The 14609-nt window shown below is 30.7% G+C and carries 15 protein-coding genes; 8 read left to right on the forward strand and 7 right to left on the reverse strand.

Annotated elements, in window-relative coordinates:
* Nucleotides 1-19 precede the first annotated feature (19 nt).
* From ACKGJY_RS10590 to ACKGJY_RS10620, 7 genes are all read left to right on the forward strand, one after another.
* The gene (locus ACKGJY_RS10590) at nucleotides 20-1831 is read left to right on the forward strand and encodes a M1 family metallopeptidase (protein ID WP_413973861.1); all 1812 of its coding nucleotides are present in this window, start codon (nucleotides 20-22) and stop codon (nucleotides 1829-1831) included.
* 6 nt (nucleotides 1832-1837) lie between these two features.
* Entirely contained in the window at nucleotides 1838-2095 is a 258-nt protein-coding gene (locus ACKGJY_RS10595; protein WP_413973862.1) for a hypothetical protein, read from the forward strand.
* A gap of 90 nt (nucleotides 2096-2185) precedes the next feature.
* Entirely contained in the window at nucleotides 2186-2563 is a 378-nt protein-coding gene (gene rnpA / locus ACKGJY_RS10600) for a ribonuclease P protein component (protein WP_413973863.1), read from the forward strand.
* A gap of 11 nt (nucleotides 2564-2574) precedes the next feature.
* Nucleotides 2575-3378 (forward strand): DUF4349 domain-containing protein, encoded by an 804-nt coding sequence (locus ACKGJY_RS10605; protein WP_413973864.1) that lies wholly within the window; start codon nucleotides 2575-2577, stop codon nucleotides 3376-3378.
* 4 nt (nucleotides 3379-3382) lie between these two features.
* On the forward strand, nucleotides 3383-5014 hold the full coding sequence (locus ACKGJY_RS10610) for a S41 family peptidase (RefSeq protein WP_413973865.1): 1632 nt from the start codon (nucleotides 3383-3385) through the stop codon (nucleotides 5012-5014).
* A gap of 43 nt (nucleotides 5015-5057) precedes the next feature.
* Nucleotides 5058-5915, forward strand: a complete 858-nt coding sequence (locus tag ACKGJY_RS10615) for an OmpA family protein (protein ID WP_413973866.1) — start codon at nucleotides 5058-5060, stop codon at nucleotides 5913-5915.
* A 6-nt stretch (nucleotides 5916-5921) separates the two neighbouring features.
* Complete coding sequence (locus ACKGJY_RS10620) at nucleotides 5922-7328, forward strand: T9SS type B sorting domain-containing protein (RefSeq protein WP_413973867.1); 1407 nt, start codon at nucleotides 5922-5924, stop codon at nucleotides 7326-7328.
* A gap of 1 nt (nucleotide 7329) precedes the next feature.
* On the opposite strand, the gene ACKGJY_RS10625 is transcribed toward ACKGJY_RS10620, so the two are convergent.
* The 3 genes from ACKGJY_RS10625 to rpiB all read right to left on the reverse strand — a co-directional run bounded on the left by ACKGJY_RS10625 (nucleotide 7330) and on the right by rpiB (nucleotide 9286).
* Nucleotides 7330-7776 (reverse strand): GNAT family N-acetyltransferase, encoded by a 447-nt coding sequence (locus ACKGJY_RS10625; RefSeq protein WP_413973868.1) that lies wholly within the window; start codon nucleotides 7774-7776, stop codon nucleotides 7330-7332.
* A 133-nt stretch (nucleotides 7777-7909) separates the two neighbouring features.
* A complete protein-coding gene (locus tag ACKGJY_RS10630; RefSeq protein WP_413973869.1) occupies nucleotides 7910-8830 on the reverse strand; it encodes a cation diffusion facilitator family transporter in 921 nt (306 codons plus the stop codon).
* Nucleotides 8831-8851: 21 nt separating this feature from the next.
* Nucleotides 8852-9286, reverse strand: coding sequence for a ribose 5-phosphate isomerase B (rpiB, locus tag ACKGJY_RS10635; RefSeq protein WP_413973870.1), 435 nt, complete (start codon nucleotides 9284-9286; stop codon nucleotides 8852-8854).
* A 693-nt stretch (nucleotides 9287-9979) separates the two neighbouring features.
* On the opposite strand from rpiB, the gene rnr reads away from it, so the two are divergent.
* Entirely contained in the window at nucleotides 9980-12175 is a 2196-nt protein-coding gene (gene rnr / locus ACKGJY_RS10640) for a ribonuclease R (protein WP_413973871.1), read from the forward strand.
* 48 nt (nucleotides 12176-12223) lie between these two features.
* Here rnr and ACKGJY_RS10645 read toward each other — a convergent pair whose 3' ends face one another.
* From ACKGJY_RS10645 to ACKGJY_RS10660, 4 genes are all read right to left on the reverse strand, one after another.
* Nucleotides 12224-12679 carry a GNAT family N-acetyltransferase gene (locus ACKGJY_RS10645; protein WP_413973872.1) on the reverse strand — a complete coding sequence of 152 codons (456 nt, stop codon included), beginning with the start codon at nucleotides 12677-12679 and terminating at the stop codon, nucleotides 12224-12226.
* 157 nt (nucleotides 12680-12836) lie between these two features.
* Nucleotides 12837-13604 carry a hypothetical protein gene (locus ACKGJY_RS10650; RefSeq protein ID WP_413973873.1) on the reverse strand — a complete coding sequence of 256 codons (768 nt, stop codon included), beginning with the start codon at nucleotides 13602-13604 and terminating at the stop codon, nucleotides 12837-12839.
* Between the two features lie 162 nt (nucleotides 13605-13766).
* A complete protein-coding gene (locus tag ACKGJY_RS10655; RefSeq protein WP_413973874.1) occupies nucleotides 13767-14180 on the reverse strand; it encodes a hypothetical protein in 414 nt (137 codons plus the stop codon).
* A gap of 2 nt (nucleotides 14181-14182) precedes the next feature.
* The gene (locus ACKGJY_RS10660; RefSeq protein ID WP_413973875.1) at nucleotides 14183-14608 is read right to left on the reverse strand and encodes a hypothetical protein; all 426 of its coding nucleotides are present in this window, start codon (nucleotides 14606-14608) and stop codon (nucleotides 14183-14185) included.
* Between the last annotated feature and the right edge of the window lies 1 nt (nucleotide 14609).

Genomic DNA, 14609 nt, shown 5'->3' on the forward strand with positions numbered 1-14609 from the left:
CTTTTTTAATTATCATCGTATGAAACGTTTCTTATTTTCAATATTCTGTGGCTCATTGTTTATAGCTTGTGGTGCTTCAAAAAACACTGTACCTGATACTCCTGATACGCCTCCACTACCTTTATCAAAATCAATGTCAAACACTACATATTGGCAACAGCATGTAGATTATAAAATGGAAATTGATATGGATGTTAACACGTATCAATACAAAGGAAAACAAGAATTAGTGTACACCAATAATTCTCCAGATGTTTTAAAAAAGGTGTTTTACCACTTGTATTTTAATGCATTTCAACCAGGAAGCGAGATGGATGTACGTTCTAGAACTATTGAAGACCCAGATTCTAGAGTTGGAGACAGAATAAGCAAGTTACAACCTAATGAAATTGGATATATTAAAGTAAATTCATTACAACAAAATGGAAAAACTCTTAACTACGAAACTGTTGGCACTGTTTTAGAAGTTGATTTAGCATCACCTATTAATCCTGGTGAAAGCGTTACGTTTACTATGGATTTTGATGCTCAAGTACCTTTACAAATTCGCCGTTCTGGAAGAAATAATAAGGAAGGTGTAGCGCTTTCTATGACACAATGGTATCCTAAATTAGCAGAATATGATTTTGAAGGTTGGCATGCAGATCCTTACATTGGGAGAGAATTTCACGGTGTTTGGGGAAATTTTGATATCTCATTAACTATTGATAAAAATTACGTTGTTGGCGGTACTGGTTATTTAGAGACAGAAACGGTAAATGGGACTACCAAAACGCTTCGTTTTAAAGCGCCAAATGTGCACGATTTTACGTGGGCAGCAGATAACGCATACATTCACGATACTGCTCAAGTACCTAATGGGCCGCTTCTAAACTTTTACTACAAAAATACCTTAGATAAAGAAAAGCTTGAGCATTGGAAAAACATGCAACCTAAAGCTGTAGAATTAATGCAATATTTTAGTAAGCATATTGGACCATACCCTTATAAACAATATTCTATTATACAAGGAGGCGATGGCGGTATGGAGTATGCCATGTGCACCTTAATAACTGGAGACCGTAATTTTGGGAGTTTAGTTGGCGTTACTGCTCACGAAATGGCACATACATGGTTTCAATTTTTATTAGCTACAAACGAAGCAAAACATGAGTGGATGGACGAAGGGTTTACAAGCTATATTAGCCATTGGGCTATGAATGATATTTTTAATAAAAACAATCCTAATCCTTCAGATAACTCTTATAAAGGCTATTACTATTTAGCAAATTCTGGTAAAGAACAACCACAAACTACGCATGCTGATAGGTACCAATACAACCAGTCTTATGGTATTTCCGCATATAGTAAAGGTGAAGTGTTTATGGCGCAGTTAGGTTATGTAATTGGTAAAGAAAATCTTAAAAAAACAATTAAAGCTTACTATGATAATTGGGCTTTTAAGCATCCTACACCAAACGATTTTATTCGCGTTGCAGAACAGGTATCAGGTTTAGAATTAGATTGGTATTTAACCGATTTTACACAAACAACAAATACTATAGATTACGCTGTAAAATCAGTTAACGGTACTACTATTACTCTAGAACGTAAAGGCTTAATGCCAATGCCAATAGATATAAAAGTAAAGTATGAAGATGGCTCTACAGAAGATTTTTATATTCCTTTACAAATGATGCGAGGCGAAAAACCAACTGAAGCAACCACCATAAAAGATTGGGCTTGGGCATACCCAACTTATACATTTGAAACAAAAAAACCTGTAAAAAACGTACAAATAGATGCTAGTGGTTTTATGGCAGATGTAGACCAAACAAATAACAAACTTTAACAGGTTATGAAACGTGAAGATCTTAAATCCATAGCCACAGCAATTTTACAGAAAAAATTTAAAACATTTCAAATGGCATTTGCTGTACTACTTGGTATTGTAATAGTTATGTTTATTGTTAGCTTTTTTAGCTGGCAAAAAAGAGGGTTAGACGCCACTGTTATAATGCCTGTATTTTTTATTCCTATGGTATTAATAAACTACCTTAAAGTAAGAAAGATAAAAAAAGAGTTAGACTCTAGAAATAAGGCTGAAATCAAATAAATTAGCATCTATTGGGGTTTAACATAAAAATAGCGCTTTATGCAGCACTCCTACGATTTTTACTACCTTTAGCCCTGTAAAAGTAAATGTTTGAAATACACCTACACTAATAAAGAAAAACTTAAAAGTAAAATACTTATAGACCAACTATTTACAGAAGGACAGTCGGTTTCTGCGTTTCCATTACGTCTTGTGTATTTAAGTACTACTTTTGATGAAAATATACGTGCAAAAACAGGCGTTTCAGTATCAAAGCGTCATTTTAAATCTGCTGTAGATAGAAATCGTATAAAGCGTTTATTAAGAGAATCTTACCGATTACACAAAGCTGAGTTTTTTAACAATTTAACAACGCAATACGCGTTTATGGTTTTGTATATTGGTAAAGAAGAACCCACATTTACTCAAATTGAGACCAATATGAAACGCTTATTTGAAAAGTTTTTTAATAAAATTTCTGAAGCTTAAACAGAACATCTATGAAATTATTATCTTATGCTTTAGTTCTTTTAGTGCCTTTAATGTGCGCTTCTCCATCTAAAGACAGTAATTTTAATTATTCAGAATCTCCCGTTATAGATCATGAAAGTGAAGTCTTTAATACTAATATTTCAAGTTCTGAAAATGATATAGCCAAAAAAAAAATCAAAACATCATATCTAAAATTTGAAACACAAAATTTAGAAAGTAGTTATAATAACATTATTAAAGCTGTAAATAAAAGTAAAGGGTTTGTACAGGACGATAATTCTAACACATCCTATAATACCGTTACGCGCCATTTAATAATAAGAATTCCAACATCAAACTTTCAAATAACTATTGATTCTATAAGTAAACATGTTTCTCATTTTGATAGTAAACGTATTTCTTCAAAAGATGTTACTGAAGAGTTTATAGATATAGAAGCCAGATTAAAAGCAAAACGCACTTTAGAAAAACGGTATTTAGAATTGCTTACAAAAGCAAAAAATGTTAAAGAAATTTTAGAAATAGAACGAGAATTATCTAATATTAGAGAAGACATTGAGGCTAAACAGGGGCGTTTAAAATACCTTCAAAATAAAGTGTCTTTAAGTACAATTGATATTGAGTTTTATAAATTAACCTCTAATACGCCAATTACAACGTCATACGGTACAAAAATGTGGAACGCTGTTAAAGATGGTTTCAATGCTGCTTCTCTATTTATTTTAGGGCTGCTCTACATTTGGCCACTAATTATTATAATGCTAATTGGTATCTTTTTACTAAAACGGTATCTTAAAAAAAGTAAAACATAAACATATGAAAATATTCAAAAGAAAAATAGTTATTCCTGTACTACTTTGTATTGTGTTTATAAGTACAACGGCTTTTAAAAACGATTTTTTTGAAATAGCAAAGCAAATTGAAATATTTACAACGCTATATAAGGAAATAAATATGAATTATGTAGACGAAACAAATCCAGGAGATTTAATGGATACTGCTATTAAAAGCATGCTAGATAATTTAGATCCTTATACCCGTTTTATGAACGAGCAGGATGTAGAAGCTGCAAGAATAAATAATACCGGAGATTATACAGGTATTGGTGCCCGCGTAAAAACACTAAAAGACAAGCTTGTAATTGTAGAGCCTTATAAAGACTATCCTGCAGATAAAGCGGGTTTAAAGGCAGGAGATGAAATTATTAAAGTAGGCGATATTTTAGTTTCAGATTATAAAGACGATTCTGGCAATTTACTAAAAGGCAGTTCTGGAAGCAGTGTAAACGTTACTTTTAAACGTAATAATGAAACTAAAACAGCAACTATAGAACGTGCTGAAGTTGAAATAAAAGCAGTACCACATTACGCTTTGGTTAATGACAAAACGGGATATGTTGTACTAAGTAAATTTAACCGAAAAGCATCGGCTGAAACAAGTTACGCTATTAGAGATTTAAAAGCTCAAGGAGCAGAACGTATTATTTTAGATTTAAGAGGAAACCCTGGTGGTTTATTAAACGAAGCTGTAAACGTTGTAAATTTATTTGTACCTAAAAAACAACTGGTAGTTACCACAAAATCTAAAGTTAAAAAATACAACAAACAATATTTTACAAGTAGAGAACCTTTAGATACCGAAATTCCTTTAGTGGTGTTAATTGATGGCTCTAGTGCTTCTGCTAGCGAAATTGTATCAGGAACATTACAAGATTTAGACCGAGCCGTTGTAATAGGCGCACGTAGTTTTGGTAAAGGCCTAGTACAACGCCCTAAACGTTTAACTTATGGCACTCAGGTAAAAATTACTATTTCTCGGTATTACACGCCGTCTGGAAGATGTATTCAATCTTTAGACTATTGGAATAGAAGTAAAGACGGAGAAGCTGTTCGTGTAAAACAAGAAAATTATAATGAATTTAAAACTAAAAATGGCCGTAAGGTTTTTGATGGTGGTGGTATTTTTCCTGATGTAACTATTAATAAAGTAAAAAATACAACGATTACTAAAGCCATTACAAATAGCAACTTAATATTTGATTTTGCTACAGATTACTATTATAAAAACCCAACGTTTAATATTGAAAATTTTAAATTAACGGATACTGATTTTTCAAATTTTAAAACCTATTTAAAAAACAACAACTTTTCTTTTGTAACAGATACAGAAAAAGCACTTTATAAAGCTTATGAAACGTCTATTAAAGAAAACTTAAATGATGATATAAAATCTGATTATGAAACATTAATATCTAGACTAAAAACATCAAAAAATCAAGCTATTGACGAGCATAAAGATTTTATTTTAAAATCTCTTACAGAAGAAATCGTAAAACGTTATGCATATCGTGAAGGTTTATACGAATATTATAAAACCAACGACCCGCATATACAGAAAAGTACGCAAATCCTCGGTAATACTGTAACGTACATGGATTATTTAAGGTAGATTTTAAAAAAATATTATCTTTAGTCACTAATAGTTCCCCATAATGCGTAGACTTCTTGTAATCATAGTGTTATGTTTCCAAATGTCTGTTGTGTTTTCTCAAACACAATACACACACGACGTGTATTTTAATACAGATGAATTTATAGTGCCTAAAACCGAAGAAAACCGGCTACTACTTTTTATATCCAAACTTAAAAATATAGAAATAGAATCTGTTGTTATTTATGGGTTTTGTGATGATGTAGGTGCAGACTCATACAATTTAGTACTATCTCAACAACGTGCAGACGCTATTAAAAATATATTTTCTAATAATGAAATAAGTGAAACATTAATTAGAAACGTAGATGGTAAAGGCGAAATACTACTTAAAATAATTAATGAAAAAGACATCTTAAAAATTAGAGGCCTTAATAGAAAAGCTGAAATAATTGTTACAGAAAAAATACCAGAAGTTAAAGAAGTAGTTGTAAAAAAAGATACCGTAAAAAATCCAACTATTCCTGAACAGATAAAAGGCAATTTAGCAGTTGGCGATAAAATATTGTTTAAAAATATTTTATTTAAAACAGGTTATAGTACTGTACTCTCTAAATCTAAAAAAACCTTAGAGGAAATAGCAAAAGCTTTGGTAGAGCGAGACGATATTTATTTTACCATTCAAGGTCATGTGTGTTGCACAAAATACACTAGAGATGCAGTAGATAAACGTACCAAAAAACGAAACCTTTCTGTTGCAAGAGCAAAATATGTTTATGATTATTTTGCTAAAAAGGGCGTTGCTAAAAACCGTATGCGTTTTGTTGGTATGCGCAGAAGGTTCCCTTTAGGTGGCGATCCGCAATTAGACAGACGTGTAGAAATTGTTATTACATACGTTGCAGATAACACTAAATAACTAGTGATGCCTAACAAATTTTATCTTCTTTTATTCGTAATAAGTATTTTAAATCTTCATTCTTATGCTCAAAATACAGCAATACCAGACAATAATTTTGAGCAAGCCTTAATAGATTTAGGTTTAGATACTGGCCCGTTAGATAATCTTGTACCTACAGCAAATATTAATACTATTACAAATCTTGATGTGTCTCAAAGCAATATAACAGACCTAACAGGTATTGCAGACTTTACAGCTTTAACCATGCTAGATTGTTCAGATAATTTACTTACTACGTTAAATGTATCTAATAATACAAGCTTAACCGATTTGTTTTGTTTTAATAACCTTTTAACCACTCTTAATGTTACGCCACTATCAAATTTAGTGCGTTTATGGTGTCATCAAAACCAACTTATTAATCTAGACGTGTCTAATAATAACCAACTCATTTCCTTAAGGTGCGAATCAAATAATATTTCAATACTTAATATTACAGAAAACTTAGAGTTAAGAGTAATAGCTTGTAACAACAATAATATTCAGCAACTAAACACATCTAATAATAGTAATTTAGAAAGACTGTTATGTGGTAGAAATTTGTTGTCAAATTTAGATTTAAGAAATAACCTCAACTTAACTTTTTTATCTTTTGAAGAAAACCAAATAGAACAAATAGATGTTTCAAACAACCTTCTTTTAAACATAATTATTTGTTTTCAAAATAAACTAACAACATTAGATCTTTCAAATAACAGCAACTTAACAGATGTAAACTGTAGTAATAATGCCTTATGCCTTTTAAATATTAAAAACGGGAATAACGCTAACCTAAATTCAATTAATTTTTCTTTAAACACAGAGTTAAACTGTATTATTGTTGATAATATTGATGCAGATAGAAGTATTTGGATACCACAAACGTTCTCTAATTATGCTGAATCTGAAGCACTTTGTGGAAATTTTGTTCCTATCGATAGGTTAGATAATTTTGTGGGTGTTAGTTACACTTTACCAGAACTTGTTTTTGGAGAATACTTTACTAGTCCTAATAAACTAGGAACACAATTAAATGCTGGAGATGTTATTTCTACATCCCAAACTATATTTATTTACAACGCTTTAAATTGTATAAGTACAAATTCTAGCTTTAGTGTTTTAATAGATACAAGTATGTTTTTTATACCAAAGTTTTTTACACCAAATAACGATGGTAAAAACGATTTTTGGAAAGTTGTAGACGCTAACAATAATATTAATTCAATATCTATATACAACAGACACGGAAAACTCTTAAAATTTTTACCCCAAACGTCTTCTGGTTGGGATGGCACATATAATGGGCAATTATTACCAACAGATAGTTACTGGTATAAAATTGTTTTAAATAATCAAAACATTGTTAAAGGCTTTTTTGCCTTAAAACGCTAACCTAAGTTTTAAGCATTGCAATATGCGGAATACCATCTTCAAGATATGATGTTCCTGTTTTACTAAACCCTAAATTATTATAAAACTGCTGTAAATGTTCCTGTGCCGAAATTTTTATGGTAGTCGCTCCAAATCGTAATTCCACAGCTTTAATAGAAGCTTCCATAATAGCATAACCATATTTAAAAGCACGCTCCGTTTGGCGTACCACTACTCTACCAATACTAGCGTAATCAAAATAATCTCCTGGTTTAAAAATTCGCGTATACGCCACTAATATATCGTTTTTAAACCCTAAAATATGCAGCGCTTTTTGGTCTTTACCATCCATATCTTGGTACACACAATCCTGTTCTACAACAAAAACCGCGCTGCGCAATTGCAACATAGCGTATAACTCAATGGTAGTTAACTCACCAAACGTTTTTACTTCAATTTTTAAACTCATTCTGTTTTATTTGGGCGCTACCCTAAAGGGTCGGGCTTTACGTTGCAAGTCCTCGCTCCTGCGTCGCTGTGGGCTTTCCACTGCAATCCCTAGCGCACTACCTGCTAACTCGTTTTTAATATTAAACGTCTTTTTAATCCTGTACAATCACTTCCTTAGCATCGTCTTTACCATATTCTGGCTGAATATTAACATGGTTTATATCATACTTTTTAAATACTAAAGCTTCAATATCTTGTAAAATACTATCAAACTGAGATAAACTAATATCTTTATTAAAATCAATATGTGCTTCTAAATGTATTTCATCTTCATTTAGTTGCCAAACATGAACGTGATGCGTGTTTTTTACAGCATCAAATGCATTTATTTCATCTACAATATTCTGTATAACAATACTATCCGGCGTAAACAACATCAATACTTTTGTAGAATTTTTTAGTAAATCCCAGCCCATCCAAATTAAATACAATGCAATCGCAAAAGTAAGCACACTATCAACCCAATAAACTTGGTAGTATTTCATTAATAAACCACCAATTAATACTGCAACACTTGCCATCATATCGGTTAATAAATGTACATAAGCACTTTTCATATTCATATTAACTTCAGCATCTTTTTTCAAAAGTAAAACACTAAACCCATTACCTAAAATAGCAACCAAGCTCAACCAAATTACCAAATTAGATTTAATGTTTTGCGGATTTTGAAAACGCTCTACTGCTTCAACAATCAACAAAATTGCAACTATTATTAAGGTTGCAGCATTAATAAACGCTGCTAAAATTTCAGCACGTTTATAACCAAATGTTTTTTTATTAGATGCTTTTCGTTTTGCAAGGCGATTAGCTACGTAACTAATAATAAGAGAAAGTACATCGCTAAAATTATGTAACGCATCGCTTAAAAGTGATAAACTACCAGAAAAAATACCACCAATAACCTGAGCTATTGTGATAACTATATTAAGTAAAATAGATATAATTAGATTGCGACCCTTTAAGTCGCCATGGTGATGATGCGCATGATTATGATCATGAGAATGACTCATCTTTTATAATTTAAAATTGAGTTAACAAGATAAAGGTATTTTATCTATACGGTTTTGGTGTCGTCCACCTTCAAACTTTGTTTTTAAAAATGTTTCTACCATTTGTATCGCTTGAGGAATAGCAGTAAAACGCGCCGGAATACAAAGTATATTCGCATTATTATGTTGGCGTATTAATTCTACAATTTCTTTAGTCCAACATAAACCAGCTCTAACCTCTTGATACTTATTAGCCGTCATAGCCACACCATTAGCACTACCACAAATAAGTATACCAAAATCTGCAGATTTATCTACAATAGTTTTAGCCACAGGATGCACAAAATCTGGGTAATCTACACTATCCTCAGCATCTGTACCATAGTTATTAACAGTATATCCTTTTCTTTCTAAATATTCCTTTATTGCAAATTTATAATCTGTTCCTGCGTGATCATTACCTATAGATATGGTCATAATAATTCATTTAATTTATGCTATAAAGGTAACAAATGCTTGTTAATTTAGTAGCTATAATATAAAAGTTGTTTTTTTATTAAAAAATTAAACAAACACTATTTTATATCATATTATGGCATATGTATAATGTTTATTACTGTACCAATAACTATTAGCAACTTGTTAATATCTATAGATTGTTTTTTATAAAAATAATTAGGAAAACCCGTTAAAAATTTCAATCCATAACCTTTAGTTAACATGCAAATAAGTTAATGTAAATTTTTGGTTAAGTTATCAGCACTTTAATAGGTAGTTTTAAGTGCTATTAATTATAATAGTTATTAAACAATTTAGGTTAATTATGGTTATAAACAATTGTTGATAGTAAATGTAAATCAACTAAATTATAAGACATTACAATTATATTACCTGTTAATTTCATATCAATAACATTCAATAAGATACATTTCAAAGAAACTATTAAAAAAGTTATACCGCTATCAACACCCTATCATAATCATCATTTATTTTTTTAAATTTTAAAAAGAAAATAATTATATGATATATAATGTGGATAACTTTGATTAATATGATTTAAATAATAAATTGTAGCTTTGTAAAAACAAATAGCAATTTCTTCACCTGTGTAATGCTATTAAATAATAAAATTTCCTATACCTTGGGAAATATAAATGATTACAAAAATAAATGAGTAAAAAAAGAAAAGGGAAATCCAAAAAAAAAGGGATTTCTAACCTAACAAATACAATCTTAAGTATTTTAAAAAAAGAAAGAAATAATAGTTTTAATTATAAACAAATAGCGGCTAAACTTGGTGTTAACGACGCGAGTAGCCGTAACCAAATTATAAAAACCTTAGCTAAACTAGCCACAAAGCAAGAAATAGAACAAGTAGAACGTGGTAAATTTAAAGCTATTGTAAATACCGAATACCATATAGGTACTTTAGATTTAGCAGCAAAAGGCAATGGCTATATTATATGTGACGATTTTGAAGAGGATGTGTTTATAGCATCAAACAATATTAATAAAGCGTTACATGGAGATCAAGTAGAATTTTATGCTTATAAACGTAAAAAACGTGGTAAGGCTGAAGGCGAAATTACTAATATTATAAAGCGTGCAAAATCTGAATATGTAGGCGTTATTCAAATGCAAAAAAATAATAATTATGCATTTGTAGTACCAGATAGTAATAAAATGTACAAAGATATTTTTGTACCTATTAATAAAACATTAAAAGCTGAAGATGGTGATAAAGTTTTAGTAAAACTTGAAGATTGGCCAGAAAAAGCAGATTCTCCAAATGGTAAAGTAATTCAAATATTAGGAAAACCAGGAGAACATAATACAGAGATTCACGCTATTTTAGCAGAATATGGTTTACCTCACGAGTTTCCTCATGAAGTAGAGGCATTTGCTAACGAGATTGATACTTCTATTACCGAAAAAGAAATAGCCAAACGTAGAGATATGCGTAAAGATTTAACCTTTACCATAGATCCTAAAGATGCTAAAGATTTTGATGATGCATTATCTTTTACTGTCTTAGATAATGGGTTATACGAAATAGGAATTCATATAGCAGATGTATCACATTATTTGCAAGAAGGTACTATTTTAGATGATGAGGCTTATGAGCGTGCTACATCTGTATATCTTGTAGATCGTGTAGTGCCTATGCTACCAGAGGTATTATCAAACAATGCCTGTTCATTACGTCCGCACGAAGAAAAATACACATTTTCAGCTGTATTTCAACTTGATAATAAGGCAGAAATTAAAAATGAATGGTTTGGTAGAACAGTAACCTATAGTGATGCGCGGTATGCGTATGAAGAAGCGCAAGCTGTTATTGAATCTAAAACAAATACAATTCCCGCAGAAGTGTCGCTAACAGGAAAAGCATATCAAACCGATCAAAAATTAGCCGATGCCATTTTAAAAATGGATGAATTAGCTAAAATTATGCGAGGGCAACGTATGACGAATGGTGCTATTTCTTTTGATAAAGTGGAAGTAAAATTTAATTTAGACAAAGATAATAATCCTGCTGGCGTATTTTTTAAAACCAGTAAAGATGCTAATAAATTGATTGAAGAATTTATGTTATTAGCCAACCGAAAAGTGTCTGAATTTATTGGAAAACAAAGTCCTAAAAAAACCTTTGTATACCGTGTGCATGACGAGCCAGACGAAAGTAAACTAGCCTCATTACAAAATGTGGTAAGCCGTTTTGGATATAAACTCAATTTTAAAGATAGAAAATCTACAACCGCATCGTTAAATAATTTATTAAAAGACGTTGTTGGAAAAAAGGAGCAAAATTTAGTAGATACCTTAGCGATACGAAGTATGAGTAAAGCAGAATATACTACACATAATATTGGGCATTACGGATTAGCATTTGAGTATTACAGCCATTTTACATCACCTATACGTAGGTATCCCGATGTTATGGCACATCGCTTATTACAACAGTACTTAGATGGTGGAAAATCGGCACAAGAAGCCGTTTATGAAGAAAAATGTAAGCATTCTAGCAGTATGGAAATGTTGGCTACAAAAGCAGAACGCGACTCTATTAAATACATGCAAATTCGGTTTATGGAAGATCATAAAGACGAAGAATTTCATGGAGTAATTACAGGAGTTACTGATTGGGGAATTTATGTAGAAATTATTCAAAATAAGTGCGAAGGCATGGTAAGTGTGCGTGATATGAAAGACGACCACTATGCATTCGACCAAGATTTATATGCCATGGTTGGTAGAAGTTCTGGAATGACGTATCAGCTTGGTGATGAGGTAATTGTAAAAGTTAAGAATACTGATTTAGTTAAGAAACATCTAGATTTTAATATGATTGGAAAACCAGAATAGGTTTTTTTTACTATTGTTACCAACGTGTTTATATATGCATTGTTGGCATTAGTTTTTTATTCCGTTATAAACATTTGGATTATGTTTTTCCATATAAAATTCAGGTTTCGGTAATTCCGTAAATCCGAATTTTTTATAAAGCCATTCAGCTGTATCAGTCAATAAAATCCAACGTCTCAATCCCTGAAGATTTGGATGTTCCATTATTTCATTCATCAGCCATTTACTAAATCCTTTTCCTCTATATTCATTTAGAATATAAACATCTCCTAAATATGCAATAGTTGAATAGTCTGAAATTATTCTAGCAAAACCAATTTGTTTGTTTTCGTGATAAATCCCAAAATTCAAAGAGTTTTCAATTGATGTTTTCAAAGTATTGATTGGAATTCCTTTAGCCCAATCAGTTTCGTTTGCAAGGAATTTGTGGATGCTCAAAACATCTAATTTATTTTTGTCAGTTGAAATGGTATAATCATTTCTATGTGTTTCTCTAATTTCCAATTCAGTTTTTTCTTAATTAATGCCAACGTGATTGTGTATGGTTAGTTGCGTGGTTAAGCAACTAAGTTAACAAACAAATCACAGATAGAAAATTCCAGCGGAATTTTCGTAAGTCAGCAGTGACCTAGCAATTAATTATACACGGTGTTGGCAATAGTTATTTTATACCAACGCTATTATAATTCTTTTCTAATAAATATAGTTCATACCATAATCCAGTATAATGCGCATCACCATAAACAATCAGGATTTTATTTTTTTTGCTATTGAATATTCTTTCAGCCAAATATTTGTTTCTATAACTCTTAACATATTCTCTTTCAAAAATTTTTCTCAAACTCCTTTTGGCTTTTTTGCATTTGTATTCTTTACCTTTTAAACTAAATTGATAATCACAACTATCTAATTTTATTTCTCCATTATTTTTCTCAAATTCAGTTATTAATTCAGTCAGACTTATATCCGCTCTAATTGAATTCAAACTATCGACTTTTAATTGTTTATGACTTGGCTGATTAATTAATTTATACTGTCCCTTGTATTTTATTTTACCAGCAATTACGTTTGTAGTGGTGTCTAAATATCCTTTTTGTCCTTGTGGAAAAAAGCCCATTATTTTTCTCAATTTCAAAAGGCTCTTTTTTCTAGTTAAAGAATCTGTTTCTTTGCTGTCAATGACACCTTCATAAAAAACAGTAAAATTTTGATTTTGTAGTGAGTCAATTTTATTTGCAACATCATTGTAGTATTCTTTTCGACCTACATGATGCATTGGTATAAATAAGATTTCTTGTTTTTTACTTTTTATAATTTTCAGTTCACTTTTTTCGTCTAGCACTCCAGTTTTTTTAAGTGCTCGATTAGTAAAAATTAATGAGCAAGATGTAAGTGTAAAAAATATAAGTAAAATAAAGGTTTTCTTCATTTAGTAGTTTGTCGTTTTAATTATTGCCAACGGTCTCGGCTATGAGTAGTTGCGTGGGTTAGCACTTAACTTTGCAAGTACACACCAAACTGAAAATCCGCGAGGATTTTCAGAAGTAGGCGAGAACAAGCAATTACTTATAGCCATTGTTGTAGTGCGTTTTTAATTAATTATTCTTTTTAGTTTTTCGGTGTGTTTTTCTGGTTCAATAAAATCAATGAAATGTCCATAAATCGGACTAATCCATTTTTTCTTTTGGTTGCTATAAACTACAATCATATTAAAAGTTTTATTATAATCAACTTTTTCAATGTCAGTCCAATAAATTTCTTTTTTCTGTCCGATTTCGTTCTTAATTGTCATCGATTTATCTCCGATTATAATTCTGTACTTGAAATAATGTAATGACAGATAAAGTCCGATTGATGAAAATCCAATTATCATTGCAAGAACACTCAAAAGTCCGCCATTTTCATATTCTTTAAGTACAAAAAATAGAACGTAGATTAATAATAGGGAAATTGCAAAGCAAAAAAGCCCAAAATATAGAATCAATTTTCCAGGTTTTAAGTCCATTTTTACTTTAATCCAATTTCATTAATATTCTCGTCAATTCTTTTCCAGTTAGTTCCGATAAAATTCCGTTCATCATAATTTTCAGATAACACGAAATAAAAATACTTGGTCAAATAATAAACTTCAGCGTTTCGTTTCGCATATCCTAAAGCTCCAATATCTTTCATTTGGAATTCAACTTTATGATTTCCTTTATTTTCATTAATTAGTTCAACAGTTTGGGTTTTCCAAGTCGCAACATTGAATAGAATTTTTAAAGGATTTAAGTAAATCAGTCCAATGATTGTCAAAATCGGTATTGACTTTCTTAAAATCGGTTCGGACAAATTTCGATTAGTTTTAAATTCCATTATGAGCAAAGGAATTGGTAAAATCAAAATTCCGTAATAAATAACTGCTTTTAAAAATCCGATTTTGGTTTGAAACAAG

The organism is Hyunsoonleella sp. 2307UL5-6, assembly GCF_047345485.1.
GTDB lineage: Bacteria > Bacteroidota > Bacteroidia > Flavobacteriales > Flavobacteriaceae > Jejuia.

Coding starts and splice junctions, on each gene's coding strand:
- rpiB (WP_413973870.1), bottom strand. CDS start 9,286: ATGACCATATCTATAGGTAATGATCACGCAGGAACAGATTATAAATTT.
- ACKGJY_RS10590 (WP_413973861.1), top strand. CDS start 20: ATGAAACGTTTCTTATTTTCAATATTCTGTGGCTCATTGTTTATAGCT.
- ACKGJY_RS10605 (WP_413973864.1), top strand. CDS start 2,575: ATGAAATTATTATCTTATGCTTTAGTTCTTTTAGTGCCTTTAATGTGC.
- ACKGJY_RS10615 (WP_413973866.1), top strand. CDS start 5,058: ATGCGTAGACTTCTTGTAATCATAGTGTTATGTTTCCAAATGTCTGTT.
- ACKGJY_RS10650 (WP_413973873.1), bottom strand. CDS start 13,604: ATGAAGAAAACCTTTATTTTACTTATATTTTTTACACTTACATCTTGC.
- ACKGJY_RS10620 (WP_413973867.1), top strand. CDS start 5,922: ATGCCTAACAAATTTTATCTTCTTTTATTCGTAATAAGTATTTTAAAT.
- ACKGJY_RS10630 (WP_413973869.1), bottom strand. CDS start 8,830: ATGAGTCATTCTCATGATCATAATCATGCGCATCATCACCATGGCGAC.
- ACKGJY_RS10625 (WP_413973868.1), bottom strand. CDS start 7,776: ATGAGTTTAAAAATTGAAGTAAAAACGTTTGGTGAGTTAACTACCATT.
- ACKGJY_RS10655 (WP_413973874.1), bottom strand. CDS start 14,180: ATGGACTTAAAACCTGGAAAATTGATTCTATATTTTGGGCTTTTTTGC.
- ACKGJY_RS10595 (WP_413973862.1), top strand. CDS start 1,838: ATGAAACGTGAAGATCTTAAATCCATAGCCACAGCAATTTTACAGAAA.
- ACKGJY_RS10610 (WP_413973865.1), top strand. CDS start 3,383: ATGAAAATATTCAAAAGAAAAATAGTTATTCCTGTACTACTTTGTATT.
- rnr (WP_413973871.1), top strand. CDS start 9,980: ATGAGTAAAAAAAGAAAAGGGAAATCCAAAAAAAAAGGGATTTCTAAC.